At 57.5% G+C, this 25,325-nt stretch carries 22 protein-coding genes and 3 pseudogenes; 11 read left to right on the top strand and 14 right to left on the bottom strand.

Annotated elements, in window-relative coordinates:
- The first annotated feature begins 2 nt into the window (after positions 1-2).
- Complete coding sequence (locus EAV90_RS02460) at positions 3-308, top strand: hypothetical protein (protein WP_208738460.1); 306 nt, start codon at positions 3-5, stop codon at positions 306-308.
- A pseudogene (locus EAV90_RS41395) lies at positions 278-468 on the top strand (acyl-CoA dehydrogenase family protein); the annotation flags it as partial. The gene EAV90_RS02460 and the pseudogene EAV90_RS41395, both read left to right, overlap by 31 nt.
- Positions 469-532: 64 nt before the next feature.
- Here EAV90_RS41395 and EAV90_RS02450 read toward each other — a convergent pair.
- Together EAV90_RS02450 and EAV90_RS02445 are read right to left on the bottom strand one after the other, a co-directional pair.
- The gene (locus EAV90_RS02450) at positions 533-988 is read right to left on the bottom strand and encodes a PaaI family thioesterase (protein WP_129142502.1); all 456 of its coding nucleotides are present in this window, start codon (positions 986-988) and stop codon (positions 533-535) included.
- Positions 989-1,096: 108 nt separating this feature from the next.
- A complete protein-coding gene (locus EAV90_RS02445; RefSeq protein WP_129142501.1) occupies positions 1,097-2,266 on the bottom strand; it encodes an NADH:flavin oxidoreductase/NADH oxidase in 1,170 nt (389 codons plus the stop codon).
- 1,283 nt (positions 2,267-3,549) lie between these two features.
- Between EAV90_RS02445 and EAV90_RS02440 the strand changes: the two genes are divergently transcribed.
- From EAV90_RS02440 to EAV90_RS02430, 4 genes and pseudogenes are all read left to right on the top strand, one after another.
- The gene (locus tag EAV90_RS02440) at positions 3,550-5,031 is read left to right on the top strand and encodes an ABC transporter substrate-binding protein (protein WP_164936740.1); all 1,482 of its coding nucleotides are present in this window, start codon (positions 3,550-3,552) and stop codon (positions 5,029-5,031) included.
- A 302-nt stretch (positions 5,032-5,333) separates the two neighbouring features.
- Complete coding sequence (locus tag EAV90_RS02435; protein WP_129142499.1) at positions 5,334-6,554, top strand: CaiB/BaiF CoA transferase family protein; 1,221 nt, start codon at positions 5,334-5,336, stop codon at positions 6,552-6,554.
- A gap of 608 nt (positions 6,555-7,162) precedes the next feature.
- Positions 7,163-7,352: pseudogene (locus tag EAV90_RS41390) on the top strand (oxidoreductase); the annotation flags it as partial.
- A 124-nt stretch (positions 7,353-7,476) separates the two neighbouring features.
- Positions 7,477-8,562 carry an AraC family transcriptional regulator gene (locus tag EAV90_RS02430; RefSeq protein ID WP_129142498.1) on the top strand — a complete coding sequence of 362 codons (1,086 nt, stop codon included), beginning with the start codon at positions 7,477-7,479 and terminating at the stop codon, positions 8,560-8,562.
- A 145-nt stretch (positions 8,563-8,707) separates the two neighbouring features.
- Here EAV90_RS02430 and EAV90_RS02425 read toward each other — a convergent pair whose 3' ends face one another.
- Positions 8,708-9,406, bottom strand: coding sequence for a GntR family transcriptional regulator (locus tag EAV90_RS02425; RefSeq protein ID WP_164936739.1), 699 nt, complete (start codon positions 9,404-9,406; stop codon positions 8,708-8,710).
- A gap of 135 nt (positions 9,407-9,541) precedes the next feature.
- Here EAV90_RS02425 and EAV90_RS02420 point away from each other — a divergent pair, with 135 nt between their 5' ends.
- Positions 9,542-11,002, top strand: coding sequence for an aldehyde dehydrogenase family protein (locus EAV90_RS02420; protein ID WP_129142496.1), 1,461 nt, complete (start codon positions 9,542-9,544; stop codon positions 11,000-11,002).
- Positions 11,003-11,586: 584 nt separating this feature from the next.
- Here EAV90_RS02420 and EAV90_RS02415 read toward each other — a convergent pair.
- From EAV90_RS02415 to mmsB, 4 genes are all read right to left on the bottom strand, one after another.
- Positions 11,587-12,384, bottom strand: coding sequence for an alpha/beta fold hydrolase (locus EAV90_RS02415; RefSeq protein WP_129142495.1), 798 nt, complete (start codon positions 12,382-12,384; stop codon positions 11,587-11,589).
- Positions 12,384-13,655: an LLM class flavin-dependent oxidoreductase gene (locus EAV90_RS02410; protein ID WP_129142494.1), complete on the bottom strand. Its 1,272-nt coding sequence runs from the start codon at positions 13,653-13,655 to the stop codon at positions 12,384-12,386. The genes EAV90_RS02415 and EAV90_RS02410 overlap by 1 nt, the downstream gene beginning before the upstream one ends.
- 215 nt (positions 13,656-13,870) lie before the next feature.
- Entirely contained in the window at positions 13,871-14,392 is a 522-nt protein-coding gene (locus EAV90_RS41590; RefSeq protein WP_129142493.1) for a flavin reductase family protein, read from the bottom strand.
- Positions 14,393-14,463: 71 nt separating this feature from the next.
- On the bottom strand, positions 14,464-15,378 hold the full coding sequence (gene mmsB / locus EAV90_RS02400) for a 3-hydroxyisobutyrate dehydrogenase (protein WP_129142492.1): 915 nt from the start codon (positions 15,376-15,378) through the stop codon (positions 14,464-14,466).
- A 391-nt stretch (positions 15,379-15,769) separates the two neighbouring features.
- Here mmsB and EAV90_RS02395 point away from each other — a divergent pair, with 391 nt between their 5' ends.
- The 4 genes and pseudogenes from EAV90_RS02395 (at position 15,770) to EAV90_RS02380 (ending at position 18,739) form a co-directional block, all read left to right on the top strand.
- Positions 15,770-16,549, top strand: a complete 780-nt coding sequence (locus EAV90_RS02395; protein WP_129142491.1) for an enoyl-CoA hydratase/isomerase family protein — start codon at positions 15,770-15,772, stop codon at positions 16,547-16,549.
- A gap of 652 nt (positions 16,550-17,201) precedes the next feature.
- A pseudogene (locus EAV90_RS40340) lies at positions 17,202-17,453 on the top strand (helix-turn-helix domain-containing protein); the annotation flags it as partial.
- A 245-nt stretch (positions 17,454-17,698) separates the two neighbouring features.
- On the top strand, positions 17,699-17,926 hold the full coding sequence (locus tag EAV90_RS02385; protein WP_167506409.1) for a hypothetical protein: 228 nt from the start codon (positions 17,699-17,701) through the stop codon (positions 17,924-17,926).
- 45 nt (positions 17,927-17,971) lie between these two features.
- Positions 17,972-18,739 carry a crotonase/enoyl-CoA hydratase family protein gene (locus EAV90_RS02380; protein WP_129142489.1) on the top strand — a complete coding sequence of 256 codons (768 nt, stop codon included), beginning with the start codon at positions 17,972-17,974 and terminating at the stop codon, positions 18,737-18,739.
- A 251-nt stretch (positions 18,740-18,990) separates the two neighbouring features.
- On the opposite strand, the gene EAV90_RS40335 is transcribed toward EAV90_RS02380, so the two are convergent.
- From EAV90_RS40335 to EAV90_RS02350, 7 genes are all read right to left on the bottom strand, one after another.
- Positions 18,991-19,101 (bottom strand): transposase domain-containing protein, encoded by a 111-nt coding sequence (locus EAV90_RS40335; RefSeq protein ID WP_245509439.1) that lies wholly within the window; start codon positions 19,099-19,101, stop codon positions 18,991-18,993.
- A complete protein-coding gene (locus EAV90_RS02375; protein WP_245509438.1) occupies positions 19,079-19,678 on the bottom strand; it encodes an IS66 family transposase in 600 nt (199 codons plus the stop codon). The genes EAV90_RS40335 and EAV90_RS02375 overlap by 23 nt, the downstream gene beginning before the upstream one ends.
- Before the next feature lie 200 nt (positions 19,679-19,878).
- Complete coding sequence (locus tag EAV90_RS02370) at positions 19,879-20,667, bottom strand: enoyl-CoA hydratase/isomerase family protein (protein WP_208738459.1); 789 nt, start codon at positions 20,665-20,667, stop codon at positions 19,879-19,881.
- Between the two features lie 86 nt (positions 20,668-20,753).
- The gene (locus EAV90_RS02365) at positions 20,754-21,917 is read right to left on the bottom strand and encodes an acetyl-CoA C-acetyltransferase (RefSeq protein WP_129142487.1); all 1,164 of its coding nucleotides are present in this window, start codon (positions 21,915-21,917) and stop codon (positions 20,754-20,756) included.
- Positions 21,918-22,012: 95 nt separating this feature from the next.
- On the bottom strand, positions 22,013-22,774 hold the full coding sequence (locus EAV90_RS02360) for an SDR family NAD(P)-dependent oxidoreductase (RefSeq protein ID WP_129142486.1): 762 nt from the start codon (positions 22,772-22,774) through the stop codon (positions 22,013-22,015).
- Between the two features lie 13 nt (positions 22,775-22,787).
- Positions 22,788-23,984: an acetyl-CoA C-acyltransferase gene (locus EAV90_RS02355; protein WP_129142485.1), complete on the bottom strand. Its 1,197-nt coding sequence runs from the start codon at positions 23,982-23,984 to the stop codon at positions 22,788-22,790.
- Positions 23,981-25,108 carry an acyl-CoA dehydrogenase family protein gene (locus EAV90_RS02350; protein ID WP_129142484.1) on the bottom strand — a complete coding sequence of 376 codons (1,128 nt, stop codon included), beginning with the start codon at positions 25,106-25,108 and terminating at the stop codon, positions 23,981-23,983. Before EAV90_RS02350 ends, EAV90_RS02355 begins: the two co-directional genes overlap by 4 nt.
- Between the last annotated feature and the right edge of the window lie 217 nt (positions 25,109-25,325).

Here is a 25,325-nt window from a genome sequence, read left to right as displayed (position 1 = left end):
CGATGTCAGCTTCGGAAACCCTCGTTGTCGATACCGCCTCGCGTGTCCTTGCGGATTTGGCCGATCCGCAGACAATAATCCTGAAGCGCGACGATGCCCGGAAGGCGGCGCTCTGGTCGTCGCTTCAGGATATCGGACTGGATCTCGCATGGGCTTCCGAGACCGCCTGCGGGGCAGGGGCGTCGCTCGGCGATGGCTTCGGCATTATTCGCGAGGCCGGCCGAGCGGCATTGGGAGTGCCGCTCGCTGAAGCGCTTTTGGCAGGGTTGCTGTCCGGACCAGCAGCGCGCACATCGCGGACTACATGATCGGCCTGTTCCGGACCTCCGGCTCGACCAAGGAATACAGGGGGTACGGCCTGACCTGGTTCCTGGTCGACATGAAGACCCCGGCATCACCTGTCGGCCAATCGGCCGGATGAGCGGTCAGAACGACACCAACGAGGTCGTATTCCAGGATGCTTTTATGATCTTGTCATTCGACAATCCGGGTCCGGCTCTACGGCTTTTGAGGGCCGAGCGCTGCAAAAATATCACGCCGGGCTGGTCCCGGTGGGAGTCTTGGGCCGTAGAGCCGCCGTCGAACTCGCCGTTGCGATAAGCACGTCGTTCGGATCCCGGAGCTCGGCTTCCAGGAAGCCGACGCTGCGTCCTTGCCGGACGACCTTGCCGAAAGTCCGATACAGGCCTGGGTGTGCGGGCAGCAAAAATGCGACCTTGATCTCGAGGCTGGCGACCGTAATCAGGTTTTCGCCGCGCAGCAGACTTGCAGTCGCCATGGTGGCATCGAGCCAGCCCGTAACAATCCCGCCCTGCACGATGCCGCCCTTGGGATGCCCTTCGGTGGAATGGCAATGCCGCGGTTCGGCATGCCATTCGATCATGACGCGGTCGCGTGTCTGATCGTAGGCTACGGCGCCGACGCCGAGCAACTCCCACGCCGCCGGCCGTCTAGCCTCGGTCTGTTTGATCAGGTCGTCGTACGACATGTCTGGTGATGGCTCGCAATTGCTGGTGGTTTCACGAAGGCGAGCGGCAGCGCGCCTCGCAAACACTCAGCACAGGCAATGTCGCTACACAACCGCGCCCGGCGGAGATCAGCTATCCGCCGCGATGCCTTTTTGCCATGTGGAGGGATTTCCGCCAAAGCCGCGGCGGGCCCGCTTTTCGAGCCAGTAGCCCATTTGCGGCGGGACCGAGCTGAAGGTCGGGTCAACGCCCAGTTTCTGCGCCGCATCCATCGCCCAGTTCGGGTTGTGGATGAACTCTCGACCGACAGCGACGAGGTCGGCCTTCTTGTCTTGAAGGATTGCTTCGGCCTGATCGCCGTGAATGATGAGACCGACCGCCATGGTCATGATATCCGCTTGTCGGCGGATATAGTCCGCGAACTGGACCTGATAGCCGTACTCGTTGAGGCGGAAGAAGTTGGGCACCTTGCTGTTGAGGCCGCCGGTGCTGCAGTCGATGACGTCGACGCCCTTCGTCTTGAGTATGCGCACCAACCTGGCGTTCTCCGCCGGCCCCCAGCCCGCCTCGTCCTCGATCGAAAGACGGACGAACAGCGGCTTTGACGCAGGCCAGTTGGCGCGCACGGACTCGGCGACCTCGATGGCAAATCTCATCCGGTTGGCTTCGCTGCCGCCATAGTCGTCTGTTCGCTGGTTCGCTTCCGGCGATAGGAACGAGTGGATCAGATAGCCATGGGCGGCATGCAGTTCGACGACGTCGAATCCCGCCTGAACGGCGCGCGCCGCCGCCTTGCCCCAGGCGTCGATCGCATCGGGAATCTCGCTGCGTTGCAGCGCGCGCGGCGTAACATAGCCGTTGCCGAACGCAAGTGCGCTCGGACCGATCAGATCCCAGCCGTCCACGTCCTCGACCTCCGCAAGCTCCAGAGCGGAGAGGGTCCCGTCTCCCTCCCAGGGGCGCCGGGCCTTTCCCTTCCGGCCCGTATGTCCGAGCTGGATGCCGGCTGCGGCGCCGTTCGACTTGATGAAACTTGCGATGTCGCGGAGGGGAGCGACGAACTTGTCATCCCAGATGCCGAGGTCTCCAACCGTCCCGCAGCCGCGGCGTTCGACCTTCGTCGACTCCACTATCACGAGACCGGCGCCACCCGCGGCGAACTTGCCCGCGTTGGCGATGTGCCAACGGGTCGGAAAGCCGCGCTCTGCAACGTATTGCAGCATCGGCGGGACCACGATCCGGTTCTTGAATGCGACGTCCCGAATACGTAATGGCGAGAACAGCAGCGTTTCGTTCATCCCGGCCTCCCTTGTGGCTGGAAGACTAGGGGGCTACTCCGGGCGTGCCAATGCGCGTCAGCGACGACGTTGCATTTCCATAGATGTGAAAAGAGATGCTGCGATCCCTTCTGGCTTTTCCAGACCGCATCGTTCCCTCGATCGGTGGCAGCGGCGATCCGAATAAACGGGACGGCTGATATCACTCTGTCGTTCCCGATGTCGATCGCGCTCGCTGCTATTTGGTCTCGGAATAGCCTGCAAAGATTGTCGCCAAGGCCTTTCCCGATTTCGCGAGAATCTTCTCTCTCACTTACGCGATCCGCTCGACGGTTGGTGCCACCTTCTGGAATACCATCTCGACTCCGAGATCGTTGAGTACTCTATGATCGAACGAAATCGGGCTGTCGGCCCGCCGGTTCATCTGCTCGGCCCAGAACCTGCAAAGGCGCCAGTCAAGAGCTTCTCATACCGGCAGCCACGCACGAGATCGGATTGCCGGTTGTCCGATTTACGGCTCTTCAGTGAAAGTACGACGGCTTCTCTCGTCAGTCGGTCATGGACTCGCTCCCCCGAAGCGGGTCGTCGATATCTCAAACTCGGGTCGATGAATAAGCACAAGAGCCGGGCTTTCGGAAGGTGAAGCCAGACCGGGCAACCGCTCGCACGTTCGAGACCAAGGTCCATGCCCAGCTGTAGGTGTTCGGCTCGACCGCAAGGACATCGTGACTGGCAAGGACTCCACGCAAGATAAACTGCAGAAAGCGCCGCCTTGCGGCGATCCTTTCCTTAGGTCAACGAATTGGTACGAAACAATCCAGCGCCGAGTGAGCATTTCTTACGATCCAACCGTCGCGCCTGGAACAATAGATTAGAGCAGTTGATTCTTTTCGGATGATCTAAGTCATATATCAAATCGTCATTTGGCTCGCTGAGCGTCGCTGAGACGCGTGGTAACGGCGGCGTGGAGGAGAGCAGCGCCGCCTCACGGCGCGCGTCACTTCGAGCGGAAACCGCATCCCGCCGTCAAATCGCCAATCGGAATACAAGGGACAGGTAATTGACGCCTTCGATCAACAAAATGGCAGGATCGATCAATATTTGCGGCGGCATGTGGAGCTAACTTGGCCCCCGGAACGTCGCGCTTTGTCCTATTCAAGAATGCATGAAATGATCGATAACCGTTCAAGGGAAATCACAACATGTGGGGTCTCCGGCGTATTTTAGTCAGTTTTGCATTTGCGATCCTAAGCCTAGTTAGCGCATCCGAAGTTGCGCGCGCTCAGAGCACGTTGCGTGTTGTCATGGCAGCTGATCTCAAGTCGCTGGATCCTGTCTGGACAACGTCCTATATCGTTCGCAACCATGGATACCTCATTTACGACACTTTGTTCGCGCTGAACGACAAATTGCAAGTACAGCCGCAGATGGTGGATACCTGGACCATCAGCGACGATCAGCGCACTTACACGTTTAGGCTTCGCGATGGGCTCGAATGGCATGACGGCAAGCCGGTTACCACCGCTGATGTAATCCCCTCCATTAGGCGCTGGGCAGCACGTGATCCGCAGGTTGCGCAAGCCCTAATGAAAATCGTCCAGAGCATCACTGCAATTGATGAGCGGTCGTTTCAGATAGTGCTAGCCGAACCATCCAATCTGCTGATGATCGGCCTTTCAAAGCCGTCGGCTCCTCTCTTCATCATGCCAAGGCGTGTTGCCGAGCTGGATCCTGGTACCCAGTTGACCGACACCACTGGTTCGGGGCCTTTCGTCTTCAAAAACGACGAATGGCGGCCGGGAGAGAAGGCTGTATACGTGCGAAATCCAAAGTATAAGCCGAGGTCCGAGCCGCCCTCGGGGTTGGCAGGAGGAAAGATCGCAAAAGTAGACAAGATTGAGTGGATTGCAATTAACGATCAGCAAACAGCGGTTAACGCCCTAATCAACGGCGAAATCGATATGATCGAACAACCGCAGTATGATTTGTTGCCCTTGCTGGAGGGCGACCCTAGCCTGGAACTTGTCACACTAGACCACTACGGGGCGCAGTATACGTTTCGCTTCAACGTACTGCACAAGCCGTTTGACAACGCGAAGGTCCGTCAGGCAGTGCTATACGCGTTCAATCAGGAAGATTTTCTGAAAGCAGCAGTCGGTGATCCAAGGTATTACCGAACGTGCAAGGCGCTATTTGGTTGTGGCACTCCTTTCGATTTGAAGACGGGCTGGGAGGACAAGCTCACCTCTGATATGGAGAAAGCGAAGGCTTTGCTCAAAGAGGCGGGGTACGACGGCACTCCAGTAGTTCTCATGGCGACGACTGACATACAAGTATTGAACAATCTTGCACCCGTCGCAAAAGTGCTTTTAGAGCGCGCTGGATTCAAAGTCGACCTGCAGCGCATGGATTGGTCCACACTCGTGGCGCGTAGGGCCAAGAAAGACCCACCCCCCGTTGGGTGGAATGCATTTTTTACCAATCCTTCTGCTGTCGACGTATCCAATCCTGCACTCAATGGATTTACCAATGCTTCGTGTGACAGCGCTTGGGTGGGCTGGCCCTGCGATAAGCGATTAAGGGATCTCCGGAAAGAGTTTGAGAGTACGTTGGACGATAAACGGCAGAGAGCGATTGCTGAAGCCATCCAAGTCGCGTCAGTTGAATATCCGACTTACGTCATACTGGGCCAGTTCTACATTCCAACCGCCCGTCGCAAGACAATCAGAGGCAACGTTCAGTCGCCGGTAACGGTGCTGTGGAACATCGAGAAGGATGGGAACTGATTGAGAAGAGGAAGCACAGCATCAGCAGGGTCGTTCCGCGCTGCATGCGCCACCGTGTGCGGTTGGATGACTGACGATCTGTGGGTTAGTACTGCTGTCAGCAAATCCCTATCCACGTCTCCCAGGGACATCAATTGATAAGGGCCGTGTCTGCAACTCTCGGAACGTAGTCTCCAAGTGCAGGCTCACCTTGACCATCGCCCTCTCGGCCTACAGTACCTTAAGCGCTTCGGGTGTGTAGGCGACGTAGAAGGAGCGGCCTTGCGCGCGGTCCAGGCGGCACATTTAGGAGCTCGACCGTAATGGCGTTGCAAACTGAAGGAAAACGCGGCACCTCCCACACACATGGGCCGTTAAGCAGGTTCCTGGTGCTTGACTTGACCCGCGTGCGATCAGGCCCGACTGCAGTACGTCAGCTGGCCGATTGGGGCGCTCGGGTGATTCAGATAGAGGCGCCGGAGACCGTTGCGCCCGGAGACGGCTTGGGCGGTCCACGGCACGGCGCGGACTTCCAGAATTTGCATAGAGGTAAGCGAAGCCTATGTATCAATTTGAAAGATCGGGCCGGAATTGAGCTGCTGAAGCGGCTTGCCGCAAAGGCAGACGTGGTAGTGGAGAACTTCAGGCCCGACGTGAAGCAGCGTCTGCATATTGCCTATGAAGACCTAAAGGAAATCAATCCGCGGCTGATCTACGCTAGCATCTCGGGATTCGGGCAAACGGGTCCTTATGCGCTTCGCCCTGGATTCGATCAAATAGCTCAGGGCATGGGTGGATTGATGTCGGTAACAGGATTGGCCGGACAAGGGCCCGTCCGCGCAGGCATACCTGTAGCAGATCTCAGTGCTGGACTTTACTGCGCCTTAGGCATTCTGATCGCGTTACTCGAGCGCGAAGTATCAAATAAGGGGCAGTGGGTATCTACCTCGCTGCTCGAAGCCCAAATCGCAATGATGGACTTCCAAGCAGCACGGTGGCTCATCGAAAGGGACGTTCCGGGCCAGGCCGGTAATGATCATCCCACGGTGGCTCCAATGGGGGTCTACCCGACCGCTGATGGAAATATCAATATTGCATCTGCTGGTGACGAAATGTGGCTTCGTTTGTGCCAGGTTTTGGGTTTGGCCGAGTATGCGAGCAAGGCAGAATTCATTGATGACAAGGCACGAACCAAGAATCGATCCTCCTTACGAGACATATTGTCCCAAGCACTCTCGCGAGAAACTTCCGATGTTTGGATCGAGCGTCTAAACAAAGCCGGTGTGCCTTGCGGCCCCATCTACGACGTGAAGGATGTTTTTTCAGACCCGCAAGTTCTTCAGTCTGGAATCGCCCAGACAGTCACGCATCGCCACCTCGGAGATATTCAAGTGGTTGGCCAACCCGTCCAGCTAAGTCGTACCCCCAGTGAGCTGCGATCGGCCGCGCCGGATCGTGGCCAGAATTCTAGGGAGGTTTTGGAAGAACTGGGTTTCTCGCCAGGTTTAATCGACGGATGGCAAGCGAGCGGCACTATTCAGTGAGCTCTGAAGTGAGTGCTCGTAGCATTTGGTGTTCCTGCACGTGCTCTCTGTCTTAGGCCTAAAAACCTCCCGAGCAGGAAAGGTAGCGAGATTTTTTGAGTATAATGCCAACAGGTTCAATACGCTCCGGAACTGCGTTTATCTCGTTGCTCCTCATCCATCGTGTGGCTTCGATAGCGACACCACCGATAGTCTGTTCCTTTGAGGTAGTCTCCCGGTGGAGGAATAAAGGCCACGCGAAATGTTCAGTGCTGTAGCGGCTCGAAGGAGCAGCCTTTGCGCGGATCGCCCTTCGGAAAATGCGCATGCTCAGTCTTCGTAACGCCACTTTTAAAGTTGTCACAGAGCTTCTTTAGAGGCAGTATGCATACAAAGATTAGCTGCTGGCATGCCATGAGCGCCGCAGGCCAGGGGGAGGGCGTCGGAGTTGCAGGACAAATCCATAGTCATCGGCGCGGCGAGCGGCCGAGCATGGTCGCTCCTACTCGCGCGTGAGAGAGCTCCTCGCGATGGATTGTGCGGAAACGCTGGAAAACAATTACAGAGATCAAAAGGGAGGGTGGCAGTGCAGAGGGGGTAATCGTCGACGCCACTACTGATCGGGATTGCCGGGCTTCGAGACCAGCATGACTAAACCGGTTTTCGATCGCGCCCAGAAGCGTGACATCGAGCAAAAGCGGACGGCTCAATCGCGTTAAATGCGCGGGGCAGCCCAACGAGTTTGCGATGACTCAGTAGGAAGCTTCTTACGTGAATGGCCAAGCGTTCCCGGTGGATGGAGGCCTAACGGCATCCATACGTAACAGGAATGCCCTTCTAGGCCGGCCAAAGTGCAAAGAGAGTTCTCCAAATACAATGTCTCACGAAGTGGTAGGATAGGGCGGCCCAATTAAAGAAAAACGAGCGCTGGAGGAAGTTTCACGTGGAACTCATTGTAGACGGTCAAATCCTTCGCCGCTTCTTGTCTTTTTTGGAGGAGACGGGAACGGAAAAACGCCTGCTCAACCTTGGCGTGCTTGAGATTCCTCTTCGAAAATCAAGTGAACCCATTGCCATTGCAGCGAAGCTAGTGATCGGTCTGATGGAGGATGCGGCGGAGTTAGCTGGTCGCCCCGCAGCCGGAGTGCAGTTTGCCGAATGGCTCGATCCGCACCTTTTTGGGCCTATGGCGCTGCTTGGGGAGGGTGCGACTACACTTGCCGAAAGGTTTCACCTTGCTTGCCAGTTCGTCCACATCCGAAACAACACGCTGACGTTCGAAAAGTCTGAAGAGCAGGATAACGTCATAATGCATGTAGTCGTGCATCCTGCCATTCGTCCAATCGCTCGCCAATTTACTGAGTTCTTTGTTGCCCACTGTGTAAAGAACGTCCGCACCCTCTTGGGTGCAGGATGGAACGCAATTCGGGTTGAATTGGCACATGGCCCTCGCGCTTCCGCCGGAACGGAGGCGCGGTACTTCAAATGCCCAATCCGGTATCTCTCAGGTCGAGATGCAATTGTCGTGAGTCGTTCAGACTTCGTCCGACGTTTGCCGCAGAGCAATCCCGAAAAAATCGCGATGCTCAAGAGGCACTTCGCGCAGGAAGAACCCATGTGGCGGATGGACCTTCGAACCCAGGTGGAACATCTAGTCGCATCTCAATTGTCCACCGGTACAGTCTCCCTCACGACAATATCGGCTCTCCTAGCCATGTCACCTCGCACGCTCCAGCGGCGATTGGCCGCTTCAGGTTCCGATTTCGCGGGTGTTCTTGAGTTTGTCCGAATACAAGCAGCGGAGAAGTACCTAAGACAGGATCCTCCTCCTCCTTTAACAAGATTGTCCCAGCTGCTGGGATACTCTGATGCCAGCGTGGCCAGTCGCTTCGTGAAATCTCGATTAGGCCAATGTCCCCGAAAGCTTGCTCGGAGGTTGAGCGCCCATCAGCAGAGCATTAAACGAGCAGCCCGACAAACGTCCTTTTTTACGACTGATACTTTCCTGACTGAAAGGCATAGCACTTAATTATCGGCCTCGAAGGCTGCTACCCGAGGCTGGGCGTCGCAGCTTTTCAGCCTTTAGCCTCTCCAAGGATTAATCGTAAGAGCGAAATGATGTGGGGCGGCGGCTTGGGCCGGCAAAAGAGCAGAATGGCTGCCGATCTTTCTGCTCAAGCCAAGGTTTGTGATATCGCAATCAAGAAATCTGAAGCATCTGGCCGCAGAACCTCCATGTGCCAGCGCATTAATCGATGCGCTTCGTCAGAATCACCTCGAACGATAGCGTCCGTTATTCCGCTGTGTTCATCTGCAGATTGTTTCAAGCGACCCGCGCGCCGAATTGAAAAATCACGATAGTGAGACATTCGTCTACGGACCTCGACGACGGATTGCTCCAAGAAGCGATTTTTGGTCGCGGAATAGATGGTTTGATGGAAATTGGTGTTGATGAGGAGATAGGCCTCTAGATCTTCTTGCTGTGCTGCACGTAGGCCCTCCTGGGCCAACTGTCGCAAACGAGCACGTGAGACTTCTTCCATTCGTCGAGCTGCAAGTCGGCTGCAGAGCGCTTCTAAGTCCGCCATAAATTCGTATTGCTGCAGAAAGTCTTGAAAGCTGAGGGACGCGACGAAGCAACCCTGGTTCGGCCGCGCTTCCACTAATCCAACAGACGCTAGACGATTAAGAGCCTCGCGAACGGGAGTTCGCGAGACCTTGAGGCGGGCTGCGATCTCTCTCTCATCAAGACGTTGACCAGGCTTGTACACGCCTGCAGCGATGTTGTCCTCGATTGCGCGTTGAACGCGCTCACGCTGCCCCTTTGCGGGGGAGAGGCCAAGCTTAGGGTTAGCGCTAGCGCGGTCTGTCATTTTTCTCCCTCGGGATAAAGACACCCTGTTGTACAGAATTTGGCATCCCATTGACTACGTATTGCATACCATTTAGCGTGACGTCGAATTACGCGCGCCCGATGTAAGACGCCCGATGCAAAATGAGGGATAGGGATGAACACCCAGAAAAGTTTGGCAAATCCTTCAGTTGTGATCGGCCCCAACAAGCACCTCATTGGCGGTGAGTGGGCCGATAGTGTTGGGGGCGAACGGATAACAGTTGAGTGTCCGGCCACCAAGGCGGTGATTGCCCACACTCCCCGAGGGACTGCCTCCGATGTCGGCCGAGCTGTCCAAGCCGCGAAGAGAGCATTCGAGGAATGGAGACGGGTGCCTCCTAGCGAGAGAGGACGCGCTCTGCTGAAGATTGCAGACGACATCGAGAAAGGTGTCGAAGAGCTCGCCAAGATAATAGCCCATGAGACCGGCAACGCGATTCGCACACAAGCACGACCAGAAGCAATATCATGCGCGGCCACCTTCCGGTATTATGGAGGATTGGCAACCGAGTTGAAGGGCGCCACGCTACCGCTTGGCGAGGATATTCTTAGCTATACCCGCAGGGAGCCCTTGGGTGTCGTGGGTGCGATCATTCCCTGGAACGCTCCCGCTGCTATAGCGTGCGTTAAGGTGGCGCCTGCCCTGGCCGCCGGCAACTCTGTTGTGCTCAAGGCGGCTGAGGATGCACCTTTCGCAGTTCTCTGGATTGCAAATATCTGTAACCGTCATCTTCCCGCGGGGGTACTGAACGTGCTGACAGGGTACGGTCCTGAATGTGGTGCTGCCCTCGTAGCGCATCCTGATATTCAAAAGATGTCCTTCACGGGATCTACCGCAGTAGGGCGCGGCATCATCTCGGCAACGGCAGACCGCATTTTGCCGGTATCACTCGAACTCGGTGGCAAGAGTCCAACGATCGTTGTTGAGGATGCGAATGAAGAATGGGCGGTAGAGGGTGTTGCCTCAGCAATGCGATTTACTCGGCAGAGCCAATCATGCACTGCCGGTTCCCGGCTTTTCATTCATGAGCGTATATACGACTCGTTTTTGACGAAGCTCATCGCGCTTGTCGAGCAGTACAAGATCGGCGATCCTCTGGATGAACAGTCAGACATGGGCTCGTTGATCAACAAGAAGCAGTTTGATCGGGTGTGTGGATACATCGAAGACGGAATGTCCCGGCAGGAGGGGCGCTTGTTAACAGGGGGCCTCCCACCGAAAAGCGGTCCTCTGAGCAAAGGATACTTTACCGTTCCGACGATTTTCGCCAACGCCAAGAACGATTGGCGGCTTGCTCGCGAAGAAATCTTCGGGCCCGTTCTGGTGGCGGTGCCCTGGCGAGATGAGAGCGACGTAGTTGGAATGGCAAATGACAGCCACTACGGTCTCGCTGGATTTGTCTTCTCCGCAAACACCGCGCGCGCGATCCGCATAGGCCACGCTTTGGATGCGGGATGGATCCAAATCAACCAAGGTAAGGGCCAGCTCATGGGCCAACCTTACGGAGGGTTCAAGGAAAGTGGTCTTGGTAAGGAGAATGCTCTCGAGTCTTTACTTGAGTCCTTCACGGCTTAAGTCTGTTACTGTAAACCTCAGTCGCTGACAACCAGCTACACAGCTCGCGATAACGCTTAGGCGAACGAGCGTGCCGAGGCTAACGATATTTCTGCTTCTCGACCATCGCCTGTCAGTCCGAGAGCCAGGCGCGGACAACTCCAACAGAGCACCGAGCCAGAGTGGAGGTGGATCTTGAGGTGGAGGTCGCTGCACGTATTCCGATGTGCTCCGCGCCCAGAAGCCCCTTTGTCAGGAATCCAGATGCGTCATACAAGCAGATCGCGGTTAGCGCTCAGATCCACCGCAGATACACTTCAGCATTAGTGCAACCGCTGGCGCAGCTCGCGAACAATTGCCCGAAGGTCCTCGACGTACTCCTCAATGATTCGCCGCCGCTCATCCCCCGCGGGATCTTTTTCCGGCAAAGTACGACCGCGTTGGGACGGGTGGTTCATCGTCATCGTGAAATCGCGTGGTTGCAGTTACTCTTCGTAGCTCTCCAACTCACCTTGTAAAAATGGCGCGCCGCCTCGCACTGGACGAGATATTTCCTGCCGATGCGCAGTCTACATCTCCTTGCCCCGGCAAGGCTATCCCCCATCCTAGTCCTTATCGAGGAAGCTTAGGGCGGCCTTCAGTACTTCATCTGGCTTGTTGAATTGCGGTGTATGGCTTGCGCTCGGAATGATCTTGATTTCTGATTTCCTGATTGCTGACGCGAAATCATCTGCATAGGCTTGAGGCACAATCAGATCATCTTCTCCCCAGATTATCTGCGTCGGAGCAGCGATCCGATACATTCGCTTCCTAAGTCCTCTTTCAGGAATGGGCCAGATGAAATGTAAGATGCTGGCCATGCTCGTTGCGCGGCGTACGATTTCACGATTTCGATGAGTGGTACCGCCAGGAAGCTCCAGAAGCTTCTTCGCAGCCTCTTCATCGGATGAGCCAAGAATCAAAGTCCTTTGCTTGTCTGGCGTAGCGTACGTGAAGTCAGCCACTGGCTTGTCGTCGCGCCACAATCCCAAGGGATCAATCAGGATGAGCTTCCGTACTCGCTCCGGAAAAAGCGCCGCATACTCAGCGGCAACCATCCCGCCGAAGGAATGACCAATCAGGTCAAATGTTCCAAGTTCAAGCTTCCGAACGACATCGTCGACATAGATGGTAAGATCGTGGATGGTATCAAAGGCCTTCAATTCATCCGGCTCATGCGCACCCGCGACCTCCGGTGCATATACCGAGCGCTTGCTTGAAAGACCGTCGAGTAGGCGATCCCATTGTTGTCCGAGCAGGCCATGTAGATATACGACTGCTGGCCCGCTCCCTTTTGTGAGAACAGAGTTAGCCGAGAGGCCGCGTCCAAGTTCGATCGATCGTACGTCGCTTTGTAGACTCATCAGACCACGACCCGTTTTGCGGAGTTGAGAGGAAGTGCTGGGCCACCTTCGCGAGTCGCTCCAGAGGGCCACCAACGATCCTGGTAGCCCTCCTTCTTCCAAAGGGAACGAAGGCGAGGCATTACCTTTTCAGCAAAAAGTCGCATGTTGTATTCAGTGATCTCGCGATCCATCGATTGGATTTGCAGAATAACCATCAGGTGGCCAATCCTAAGGTTCCGAATGCCGGCCTCCAGCTGCTCAGCAACGGTATCGGGACTTCCGCCGACCACCATTCCGAACGTTTCCGTGAATTCTTTCCACGATGCCCTAGCTGGATCGCCCATGAGCTTCGTGTGAGCAGTGCGGTCGATACTCTGCGCTAATGCAAATTCGAGGCTCTTTTTTGTGCTAAAGCCGGGAGGACTGTGGATATAGCTCGGCGTGTGTAGAGATTTAGAATAGAAGTTACGAATATGCGGCAAGTAGAGCGTTTCTGCTTCCGCGTCAGTGGCGCCGACCACCACCAGCTGCGCGAAACCTGCTCGATACGGGTTGTCGTCTAAACCTGCTGCTTCGACCTGGTCCCAGTATCCTTGCATCATACTTTTCGCCTGCTTGAGGCCGGAGAAACTGAGATAGCTGTAGGTATAGTTGTTGTCAGTCGCGAACTTCCAAGTCTCAACAGACCCTCCGCCTGCAAGCCAAATAGGGGGATGCGGCTTCTGTATTGGCTTTGGCCACGGATTGACGTAGCGCAATTTCGTAAAGCGGCCATTGAACGGAAACGGTCCACTTCGCGTCCAAGCCTCTATCAAGAGTCGGTGCGCCTCGAAATAGCGGTCTCTTACCTGAGTTGGCGGAAGGCCATAATTGCCCACGGTATCTGGCGGCGATCCCACCGGCAGCCCTGCAACCAGCCGGCCGCCGCTCAAGCAATCCAGCATCGCGTATTCTTCGGCAACTCGTAACGGTGGATTATGAAGGGGGATTGTGTTGCCCAGAACGACCAAGGCAACATCGGATTGACGTCGAGCGAGGATCGACGCGATCATATTCGGTGAAACAGGAAATCCGTACGCGTTCTGATGGTGCTCGTTGAATCCTAGGCCATCAAAGCCGAGCTCATCCGCCAGCTCATATTCTTCAATGTTCCAACGAAGGTACTTCTGAACCATCGCTGGATCACAAACCTCATCGTTGGGGAGTGTCACCCAGACACTTTCGTAGCGCTTCGCGAAGTCCTCCGGGAGGTCACGATAGCCTTGCTGATGGAAAAAAATGGTCTTCATGCCATCCCCGAGAGGTTTTGATCGAGTGCTTACGAGAATGGTATTCGATCAACTGCACGAATTGTTGACGATGTCCGCCAACTATTTGACCAAACGCGACAACTCAGTTGGTGGGCATCGGCGCGTGGGAGCTAGCTAAGGAGTACAACAAAACACGCAGTTGCTCCGCGGGACAGAGCTCATGCTGAAGTGAGCTTAGGCTCCAAGTCAGCAAATCATTCGGCCGGCATTTGGCTTAACCGTTTAAACCCGCCGCCGTGGAAAACAAGGGGTGCTTTCATTGCATTACTTAGACTTACCACCTCTCCAATGTAGAGCTCGTGGTCACCGGCTGCATACCGGCTTACTGTCTTGCATTCAAATTGCGCCGCCGCGCCGCGAAGGAGAGGGACGTCAGAGACGCCATTGTCATACTCCACCCCTCTGAACTTATCACCCCCGGACCGGGCGAAAATGTTGCAAAGGTCTTCCTGATCTTCAGCTAGAATATTCACGGCGAAGTAATCATGCGCTCGAAATGCCCCAAGGCTGCTCGAACTTAAGCCAATGCTCCAAAGGATGAGGGGTGGGCTGAGTGACAGCGAATTGAACGAGCTGACTGCAAGTCCGATAGGTGCCTTTGTCCGTGGCTCGCGTGTTGTTACGATTGTTACGCCTGTCGGGAATTGACCCAAACCTCTCCTAAGGACGCTCTGTTCAAGAGGCCTCTGTCGAATGCATTCGTGCTGTCCGTACATGATCTAACTCATGTCCTCTATTGCAATAAGCAGCCACAGAGGCCAGGGGTAAGAGCCTCAAGCTAGGAGAGCTACCGTTTTGTCTCTTTCGAGCCACCAATTTCGCCGGTTACCAGCTTCACAATAGCCGAACAGTCAAGTTGTCCGAGCCCCACGGCCTCAAGCACCGTAAACAGCTGAGCAGCTACCGCACCGAGGGTGGTAGGCGTGTTACTAGCCTGTGCTGCTAGTTGCGATAGCCGCAGATCCTTGAGCATCAAGGAGCCGGTGAAACCAGGCTTGAACTCCTTATTCACGGCCGCTGCGGGTACCACTCCGGGAATTGGGCAAGCCAAGAGCAATGCTTGGTTGCTTCCGCTCGAGTTTGCGATCACATCGAAGAGTATCGCGGGATCAAGGCCAAGATTACGCCCGAGCACCATCGCTTCAGCCGAAGCTATAGTGTTGATGCCAGCAAGCATGTTGTTGCAAATTTTGGCAGCTTGCCCGTGACCTGGGCCTCCCACATAAACTAACCGCTTCCCCATCGCAGACAAAATTAGGTGTGCCTTGTCGAACGTGGCACGATCCCCGCCACACATGAATGTGAGTGTGGCATTCTCAGCCCCGATCGTGCCTCCAGACACGGGCGCATCAAGCATTTCTAGACCAATTGTCTTCGCCGACTTTCCAAGCTCTCGCGCCGTGTCGACGTCCACGGTTGAGCAGTCCATCAGAACGGCTCCCGCTCTCGCGCTTTTTAAGAGTCCTTCTTCGCTCAACCACACGGCCCGGGATTCCTTTCCCGTCGGAAGCATGGTTATAATGAATTCGGCTCCCTTCGTTACATCGGCAAGCTGGGCGCTCGCTGCGGCGCCGAACTCCTTTGCGCCGCGCAGGGCCTCGGCGTTGAGATCGAAAGCCTGAACTCGGTGCCCTTTCTCTACCAAGTTCCGGGCCATTCGGATGCCCATGTTCCCTAAACCAACAAAGCCAATCGTCGCCAATTCGACTTCTCCCAAGCAGATTTGGATGTAGTAGTACCTTTCGGTCGCCGGCACCTGCTGACATAACCCGCCAAAGATTTGACCATTTACGCCACTGCCCGCGCGAGTTTACATCAGGATCCAATGTGCAAAACGCTCCCTGAAAGTGAAATACTCCGTCCCATTTGCTTCTTGACAAACAAGTGTCGTACCTACTAGCCTGGAGCAGCTGAACAATTGCTGCGGATGAAGCGGGCATTGCAAGCTTCACTGGGGCCTCTCGGACTCGTTCGGAACGAAGCTTTCAGGAGGTGATACGTATACCCGCAGCAACTGAGCGCCTCGGTCCTGGCAGGGGTTATCGAAGAGCTGGCCGAGCGTCGCAATGTCAGAAAGGAAGGGACTACCCCCAATGAACGACGGCACAGTGACGGCGGGTAGGCCCGTTCTTGAGCTCGAAGACGCTCGCGCAACTATTCGCCTTAGTCGGCCAAAGCAGTTGAATCGTTTGCAGGAGGAAGATCTCCGCGAGTTGTTGACCCTCTTTGACGTTGTTGAGTCCAAGCCGGCTATTCGTGTACTGGTGCTGACCGGCGAAGGCCGCGCCTTTTCCGCTGGGTACGATTTGAGCCTCGTGGCCGGAAGTGCTGCTACCGAGCAGGGGCAGCCAAAGTCCGCATTCGAAGCAGCGGTCAATCGTCTTGAGGATCTCAGCATGCCTACAATTTGTAGGTTGAACGGCGGTGTCTATGGCGGGGCAACGGACCTCGCCCTTGCTTGCGATTTCCGGATTGGCGTCGACACCGCCGAGATGTTTATGCCAGCGGCAAGGCTTGGGCTCCACTATTACAAGAGCGGAATAAAGCGATACGTTTCGCGCTTGGGGCTGGACAATGCCAAGATGCTGTTCCTGACAGCGCAGAAGATCAGCGCCCAAGAGATGTTGAGGATCGGCTATCTCAATTCAATCGTTCCGGCGGAGCGGCTTGACGCAGCAGTCGACAGACTAGCGGAAATTCTAGCATGCAACGCGCCCAAAGCCATGGCCGGCATGAAGCGCGCTCTTAACGAATTCGCTCGTGGCGAACTCGACGAGGCCGCGGCTGATCAGCGCAGCCGCGACAGCTTGCGCGACAACGAACTCATAGAAGGCTTGGCGGCATTCACTCAGAAGAGACGACCGCGCTTTTAAGGTCGTGAGTTGAGGGATCGCTTGAAAGTCGTCGTCGGGTGTCAAAAGCGACGGTTCTCACCTCTTGCATTAGAATGCTGCCCAGTCGAATTGACACATGAGCAAGAAACTATTGCCCACTTGGACGACTGACGTAGCGTTCGATGAGTCTGTAGAGCTCCTGGAGCCCGCGGGATGACAATGCCTAGAAAACGATGCGCTTGATGCTCGTCAGCCATAGAAAACAAAAATACTTTCCCGGCTTGATCTCGGGTTCACCAGCTGAAGAACCTGGCGATCAGGGGCTCAATGCATGTCGGACCCGGACATGCCGAAACTGCCTTTGTCCGGCAAGCGGCCCTCTTCGCCGAACGCAAGTGGCGCGGTGTCGGCATGATCATCACGCGCGACACCGGATGTCGAGGCAAGCGACCAGGGCGCCAAAGCGGGCAGGATCTACGACGAACTTCAGCGCATGGCGTCTAAGCGAGCCGTGTCAGCGGCTACTACGAAGCAGCTGAACTCGACACCAAACGCGGCCATCAATCGGGTGATGCCGCTGGCGGGTCTGATATCTCGCACCGAGCGAGCAGAGCTACGGGATCGCGACCGACTCGCATTATGGCTCTTCAACCGCGTGTGGATAGGATCGGGTTACTTGGAGGGTTAAACGATGGGACGTCGATCTCGGGTACTGATGAGCGACGCGGACAACCGGCGCGTGATACAGGTCGTATCGCGCGCATTCGACATTGTGCGTTGCTTTGAGGGTCGAAGCATAGGCCTCGGCAATCGCGAAATCGCCGATCGCTGTGGACTTCCGCGATCAACGGTTTCCCGTCTGACGCTGACTCTCACCCAGATCGGCCAATTGACCTACCTGCCGCAGGCGCAGAAATATGCTCTCGGCCCGCACGCCGCCGCGCCCGGCGTCCCATTGTGTGCGGACAAGCCTGATTGTACCGCCGAACGCCAGCGTGAAACGGGGCAACCGTCCATGGTGCAAGCGATCAACTCGCGCTCCGAAGATCAGCGCAACACAACTGCTGAGCCGCTTGTGCTGACGACTCACCGCTGACGCCTTCGTCCGCGCAAGGCGGAAAGCGCGGCGGCATCAGAGCCATTGGCACGAGCTCACAGTACTAGAACATCCAAAGCCAAGGGAGTCGCATGGCTGAAGCATACGTCATCGACGTGGTCCGCACGCCGCACGGCGTCGGCAAGCCGGGCAAGGGTGCGCTGTCGCATCTGCATCCGCAGCACCTGGCAGCAACCGTGCCCACCGCGCTCAAGGAGCGCAACAAGCTCGATACCTCGACGCTGACCATGATCACCGACGGCTACTTCAACGGTGAAGACGTCCGCCTCAACGGCGCCATCCGCATGGCTCCCCGCTAGAGCATCATTCTGAAACAATAAGCACGGCAACAGGAGACGAAGGCGATGTCCGAAGAAATTCCGGTCCTTACTGAAGTCCGCGGACCTATTCTGATCATCACGCTTAACCGACCGCAAGCTAAGAACGCGGCCAACCTCGCCCTCTCTCAGGGCGTTGCTGCAGCGATCGACCGGCTTGACGCAGACGATGCCATCAGCGTCGGCATCATCACCGGCGCCGGCGGCACGTTCTGCTCGGGCATGGACCTCAAAGGGTTCCTGAAGGGTGAGCGGCCATCGATCCCGGGCCGCGGCTTCGCCGGCCTCACCGAGGCGCTGCCGAAGAAGCCGCTGATCGCGGCCGTGGACGGCTACGCACTCGCCGGCGGGATGGAGCTCGCGCTGTCATGCGACATGATCGTCGCCAATCGCAATGCCAAGTTCGGGATCCCCGAGGTGAAGCGCGGGTTGGCTGCTGCGGCCGGCGGGCTGATCCGCATGCCGCGCCAGATGCCGTTCCGCGTGGCAATGGAGTTCGCGTTGACGGGCGAGTTCTTCGGCGCACAGCGCGCCTACGAGCTCGGGATCATCAATCGCGTGACCGATGGCCCGGCGCTCGACGCCGCGCTCGAGCTTGCTGCTGCGATCGGCACCAATGGTCCGCTCGCTGTGAAGGCATCGAAGCAGGTGATCGTCGACTCCAGGCTCTGGCCGGAAGATCAGATGTGGAAGAAGCAGCAGGAGATCGTTCGTCCCGTTTTCGTGTCCGATGATGCCCGCGAGGGCGCGGCTGCCTTCGCAGAAAAGCGCGCGCCGAACTGGAAAGGCAAATAAGCAGCGGCCGTCTCGACAACGGAGCGCCTTGATTGCGGCAGAACCGGTTCTCCAGATCTTTGTGAGCGCTGCGCCGCAGGCCGGCTCGCGTCTTGAGAGCGCTATCGAGTGAATGATACCCAGCTTGTAGACGAAGACCGCCTGATTAACGTATGCGCGCGGGGAACGGCGAGCTCTATGATGGCGTTGCGTGAAAGTCAGACGGCCTGCTGATCGGCGGGCTTGTCGGCTTGGCGCAGGAACTTCCATTCCTAGGGTAGCAGTTCGTGCAGACGCGTCGCGGGAAGATCCGCGATACGGGCGAGGACGTCGGCGCGCCAGGCCTTGGGATCGACATCGTTAAGACGACAGGTCGTGATCATCATAAGCACGCCTTCCCAAGATCATGCCGCGCGGCGCTCTTTCGGCGGCGTTGCTGCTGAGGCAGATCTTGCTCTCGTCGAGGAAGCGGGCAAAGTCGGCCCAGCGCCTGAGCATGTAATTCATGGGTTTCAGGACCTCGGAAGGGGCGCGAAGAGGATCTCTCGCTCGCGGAGTAGCCAGTCGTGCATATCGACGAGCACCGGCTTGCTTCTCTCCTGGCACGCCGCTCGTCGGCGCTGAGTCCGTTGATGCGCGCTCGATCTCGAACAACGTATCGAGGCATCTGACCGCCTCCAGCCTGATCGGGGAGACCGGTTTGCCCTTGCCTCCCTTGGCCTTCTTCTCGATCTCGGCCAGCTCGAAGAAGCCCGCCTCGCATGGGCGAAGCAGAATGCCGGCGTGATCGGGATCGCCTTCCCTTGCGGAATCGAACAACGGCTCGAAGTCGCTATAGCAATCCGCCTGCAGGATATCGGCGAAGGCGGCCAGATGCGTCTGGGGATGCTCGCCCCATCGGTCGCTCGAGGCGTAATAGATCACCGCCGACGGCGCTTCGACGCCAAAACACCGTTGCACCCGAACTCGAAGGCATGCTCATCGGCCTGAGTTAAGCAGCCGACGAGACGGTCGTCGACCGCGACGGATCGATGCCCGTCGACCACCGATGGCGTCAATGATTTCCACGCCAAGATCGGCTGGATGCCAGATTGCTAGGACGCCGTCGCGGCGCCCGCCGGCGGCACGCGGGACCTCAACGATATCGCCTCGGTCATCAATTATCCTTCGATAACCTTCGGCTTGCGCCTGGCGAGATGCGCGGCGAGACCCTCGCGTCCCTCGGACGATCCGCCTGTAGCCGCTATGCTTCTGGCTTCACGATCCATCTGGCTGGCAAAGTCTGACGACATACTCTCGTGTAGCAGGCGACGCGTGAGCCCCATCGCTGCCACCGCGCCGGACACCAACGTCTTGGCGGCAGCGTCGGTTTCAGCAATAAGCTGATCGTCCTCCACCATTCGCGTCACAAGGCCAATCGCAGCCGCTTCTTCAACCGCTACGCGCCTGTTAGTGAGAAGGATCTCCTGCGCGCGCCTTAAGCCAACCAGACGCGGCAGCGTCCAGGTCATGCCGCCATCCGGTGTAAACCCAATTGCCCCATAAGCGGCCACGAAGTTCGCGGAGCGGCCTGCAAGTACTAAGTCCCCCGCGATCGCTAAACTGAGACCGGCTCCGGCAGCCGGTCCGTTGATGGCGGTTAGAAGCGGCTTTGGCATCGAAGCGAACTGAGACAGCGCCAAGTGCAGAGTTCCGGCCAACCGCGCCAGAAACCCTGAGATATTGTCGCTGTTCGCTGCGAAGACGCTGACGTCGCCGCCTGCGCAGAACATGCGGCCCGCCCCGGTCAGCACAACGCACCGGATAGCCTCGTCTGATGCACAGCGAATAGCTATATCGAGCAGCGCGTCTGCCATCGCCTGGTCGAGCGCATTCCCCTTTTCGGGCCGATTTAGTGTGATCCGAGCAATGCTATGCTCGACTGCAAGCAATACTGAAGCTTCACTCATGAGCACCTCTCTGCAGCATCCAGCGCCAGCCTAACGAATCGGGGATAGCTCCAAGGGCCTTCCTTCGGGCACGAACGGCAGCGAGATCAGAGCGCCTCGAGGATCGTGACATTCGCAACACCGCCGCCCTCGCACATCGTCTGAAGACCGAAGCGCTTTCCGCGTGCCTTGAGGGCGTGAATCAGCGTCGCCATCAGTTTGGTGCCGCTCGCACCTAGCGGGTGCCCGAGCGCGATAGCACCTCCGTTGACATTGAGCTTCGCGGGATCTGCGCCGGTCGCTTGAATCCAAGCCAACGGAATCGACGCAAATGCTTCATTGACTTCATAGAGATCAATGTCATCGATTTTCAAGCCGGCGCGATCCAGTGACCGCTTTGTGGCCCTGATTGGCTCCTCGAGCATGATCACGGGATCGCCGGCAGTAACCGTCATGTTGATGATGCGCGCGAGCGGTCTGAGATCGTGTCGTTTCAGCGCCTCTTCCGAGACAATCAGGGCAGCGGACGCCCCGTCGCAGATTTGGCTGGAATTGGCGGCGGAAATCACGCCTCCTTCTTTAAGCAGTTTTACGGAGCTTATGGCCTCAATGGATGCATCCCAGCGGATTCCCTCGTCCACGTCATGCAGTCCGCCTTCGATCGCTAGAGGGACGATCTCGCGGCGGAAGTCACCGCGCTTGCTCGCGGCGGCCGCCCTTTGGTGGCTCTCAAGTGCAAAGCGGTCGAGCATCTCGCGGTTGAAACCGTATTTCGTGGCGACCATTTCGGCACCTTCGAATTGGCTGAATTCGCCGACGCCGTAACGGGCTTTGATTCGGTCGCTGAGCGGCCCGGTTCCAACCCCCTCTTTCGCGTGGAAGGACAGATTGGAGAACATGGGCACGCGAGTCATGCTTTCGACCCCGGCCGCAATCACAACATCCTGTGTGCCAGACATGACCGCTTGCGCTGCGAACTGTACTGCCTGCTGAGAGCTGCCACACTGACGATCAATTGTCACCGCAGGCACGGTCTGCGGGAGCTTGCGAGAGGCGAGCACCGCATTCCGCCCAAAGGCGAACGCCTGCTCGCCCGCCTGCGTCACACATCCGAGAATGACGTCCTCAACGACACCGGCATCAATTCCGGTTCGCTCGATCAGAGCGTCGAGCACTTCGGCTCCCAAGTTTGCCGGATGCCAATCAGCCAGTTTACCCTTGCGCTTGCCTCCGGCGGTGCGCACAGCATCGATAACATACGCTTCGGCCATAATCGCGCTCCTTCATTCGCCTTGTGCTTGCTAGCCCGCTGTCTCGCGGTAGTGAGACCGCAACGACCTTACTGATGACGACAATGTCGACGCGTTCATCTCGGCGCCATTCGGATCGAACCGTCTAGGCGAATGACTTCGCCGTTAAGCATGGGGTTAGTGATGATGCTCTCGACGAGGTGCGCATATTCTTCGGCCTTCCCCAGCCGCGAAGGATGTGGAACTTGCTTGCCGAGGCTTTCTTGCGCGGCCTTTGGCAAACCCATCAGCATTGGAGTGAGGAAAATTCCAGGAGCAATCGTCATCACGCGGATGCGATGCTGGGCAAGGTCGCGAGCAATCGGCAGCGTCATACCGACGACGCCCCCCTTGGAAGCTGCGTAGGCCGCCTGTCCGACTTGCCCGTCATACGCCGCGACCGATGCGGTGTTGATGATCACGCCCGCTTCTTCGCCGCCGAACCCGGCCACGGCCAATCGAGCGGCGAATTTCGCTGTGGTGTTGAAGCTACCAATCAGATTCACCTCGATCGCCTTACGGAAGGCTTCTAGGGGGTGCGGAATGCCGTCTTTCGCAACGACCCGGATCGCCGGCGCAATACCCGCGCAATTGACGAGCACGCGCGCGACGCCATGCGCCGCTTCTGCCGCAGACATTCCGTCCTCGACGGATTTGTCGTCGGCGACATTGACGGTGTGGAAAGTGCCGCCCAGCCGCCCGGCTGTCTCGTTGCCAGCAGGCTCGTTCAGGTCGAAAATAGCGATCTTTGCACCAGCCTGGCTCAGGCGCTCCGCCGTGGCGGCTCCCAAACCTGATGCGCCACCAGTGACGATTGCAGCAACCCCATCAATATTCATCCGACGGATTCCTTCAATTGAGCTCGAAAGCCATGGCAGTCGCTTCACCGCCACCGATGCAGAGGCTTGCAACGCCCCGCCGTAGACCCCGGTTCTTTAGGGCAGAAAGCAAAGTCACAATGATGCGCGCACCTGACGCACCTATTGGGTGTCCAAGCGCGGTCGCGCCGCCGTTGACGTTAAGGCGATCAACCGGGATGCCTAGGTCACGCGCCGCAATCATGGCGACGGCGGCAAAGGCTTCATTGATCTCGAAAAGGTCAACGTCGGCGACGGTCCAGCGGACACGGGCCAGCAACTTCTTGATCGCCTGGACCGGTGCCGTCGTAAAAAGGGCTGGGCTTTGCGCGTGAGCTGCGCTGCCAATAACACGCGCGAGCACCGGTAGATCCAGCCGCTGCGCGATGCTTTCCCGCGTCATCACCAGCGCTGCGGCTCCATCGGAGATGGACGCGGAGCTTGCGGCAGTAATGGTCCCGTCGCTCGCAAATGCAGGCTTGAGCGAAGGGATCCTCTCGGGGCGTGCGCTTCCTGGCTGTTCGTCGGTATCGACCAGTACATCGCTGCCGCGCGTCTTGACGGAGACGGGCACAATCTCATCGACAAAAGCTCCATTCGCGATGGCAGCCCGGGCACGCTCGAGTGAACGCAAAGCGTAGGCGTCCTGCGTCTCGCGGCTGAATTGATAGAGGTCTGCGGTCGCTTGGGCGAATGCGCCCATCGGCTTTCCACGTTCGTAAGCATCTTCCAGACCGTCCATCATCATGGTATCGATCACGCGATCGTGGCCTATCCTGGCTCCCGAGCGGTGCTTTGGAAGTGCATAGGGTGCGTTGGTCATGCTCTCCATACCGCCCGCCACGATGACCTCTGCGGCAGCAGATTGCAGCGCTTCAGCGGCCATAATGGCAGCCTGCATCCCGGATCCGCACATCTTGTTGATGGTGGTCGCCTGCACCGACTCTGCAAGGCCGGCGCCCAGCGCGGCTTGCCGTGCCGGCGCCTGGCCCAGCCCTGCAGGAAGGACACAACCCATGTAGATGCGCTCGATCGAATTGAAGGGCACGCGCGCCCGCTCCACAGCTGCGCGAACGCTTGCCGCCCCGAGATCTATCGCCTTGAGAGATGATAGGGATCCCTGAAAGCCGCCCATAGGAGTTCGTGCATAACCTGCAATCACCACAGCATCAGGCAACGTGTCGCTCCTCATAATGCGCGCGAAATGACCATGCGCTGAATATCCGAAGTGCCTTCGTAGATCTGGCAGACGCGGACATCGCGGTAGATCTTTGCGATCCCAAATTCCTCAAGGTAGCCGTAGCCCCCGAGCGTCTGCAGTGCGCCGGAGACGACCGTCTCAGCAGTTTCGCTCGCAACCAGCTTGGCCATGGATGCCTCCTTCAAGCAGGGCTCGTCCCCGTCCTTGAGAGCGGCCGCGTGGAGCGTCAGTTGACGTGCTGCCTCCAGCTTCGCAGCCAGATCGGCGAGTCGGAACCCTACTGCCTGATGCTCAATGATCGCCTTGCCCATTGACCGTCGCTCCTTTGCGTACGCGACGGCGAGCTCAAGCGCGGCCTCTGCCATGCCGACACATTGGGCAGCAATCCCGATCCGTCCCGTTTCAAGGTTTGCGAGCGCGATGCGGTAGCCCTCACCGGGGCTCCCCAAGACCAACTCGTCTTCCACGAATAGCTGCTCAAATCGAAGGCTGCAGGTATCGGACGCCGTCTGTCCCATCTTGTGCTCGACCTTCTCCACTTCGTAGCCGTTTCGATCAGTCGGCACCAGGAAGGCTGTCAGGCCCCGTTTGCCTGCGGTCGGGTCAGTTACAGCGATGACCATGGCCAACCCCGCAATCTTCCCCGACGTGATGAACTGCTTGCTACCTGTGATGATCCACCCGCCGTCGGTCCGAATCGCGCGCGTTCGGACCGCGGCCGCGTCGGACCCGGCGTCCGGCTCGGTCAGCGCGAACGCCCCGATGGTGCGGCCGTTGATCAGGAGGGGGAGGAAGCGCGCCTTTTGTTCCTCGGTGCCCCACTTGAGGATGCCGACAACCATGATCGAGTTTTGGATCGAGACAAGGGTCGAGAGGGCCCCATCCGCCGCTGCGATTTCCATGAGTGCAAGTGCATAACAGACGTAGTCGCTCTCAGCGCCGCCATAGCTCGCCGGTGCGATCATCCCGAACAACCCAAGAGCTCCCAGATCCTCGAAGAGCTGAGGGGGAAAGCCGCCGCTATCCGCGAACGCGCGCGAATGCGGCTTGATCCTCTCCCGGGAGAAAGATCGGATCGACTCAGCGACAGCTCTTTGGGTCTCTGAAAGAAGCATTAAATCGTTCGGTCATTAGCATGCCAAAACCTCTATCGATCGGTGACAGAAGATCCACAGTGCTGCGCGGGAGCCAATCTAGTGCTAGTTGATCAATAAGCAAGTGTTTTTTTGGGCGAGCTTACGATGGGGACGTTTGAGGTATGCGCGCCGACGGAGAGATAGAAACAGAACCGGATCACGCCTGTCACTGCGCTTAGAGCGCCACATTAGGCCG

The sequence above is a fragment of the Bradyrhizobium vignae genome (assembly GCF_004114425.1).
GTDB lineage: Bacteria > Pseudomonadota > Alphaproteobacteria > Rhizobiales > Xanthobacteraceae > Bradyrhizobium > Bradyrhizobium vignae.
The sequence above is the reverse complement of the archived record's forward strand: the minus strand, read 5'-3'. Positions and strand labels throughout refer to the sequence as shown.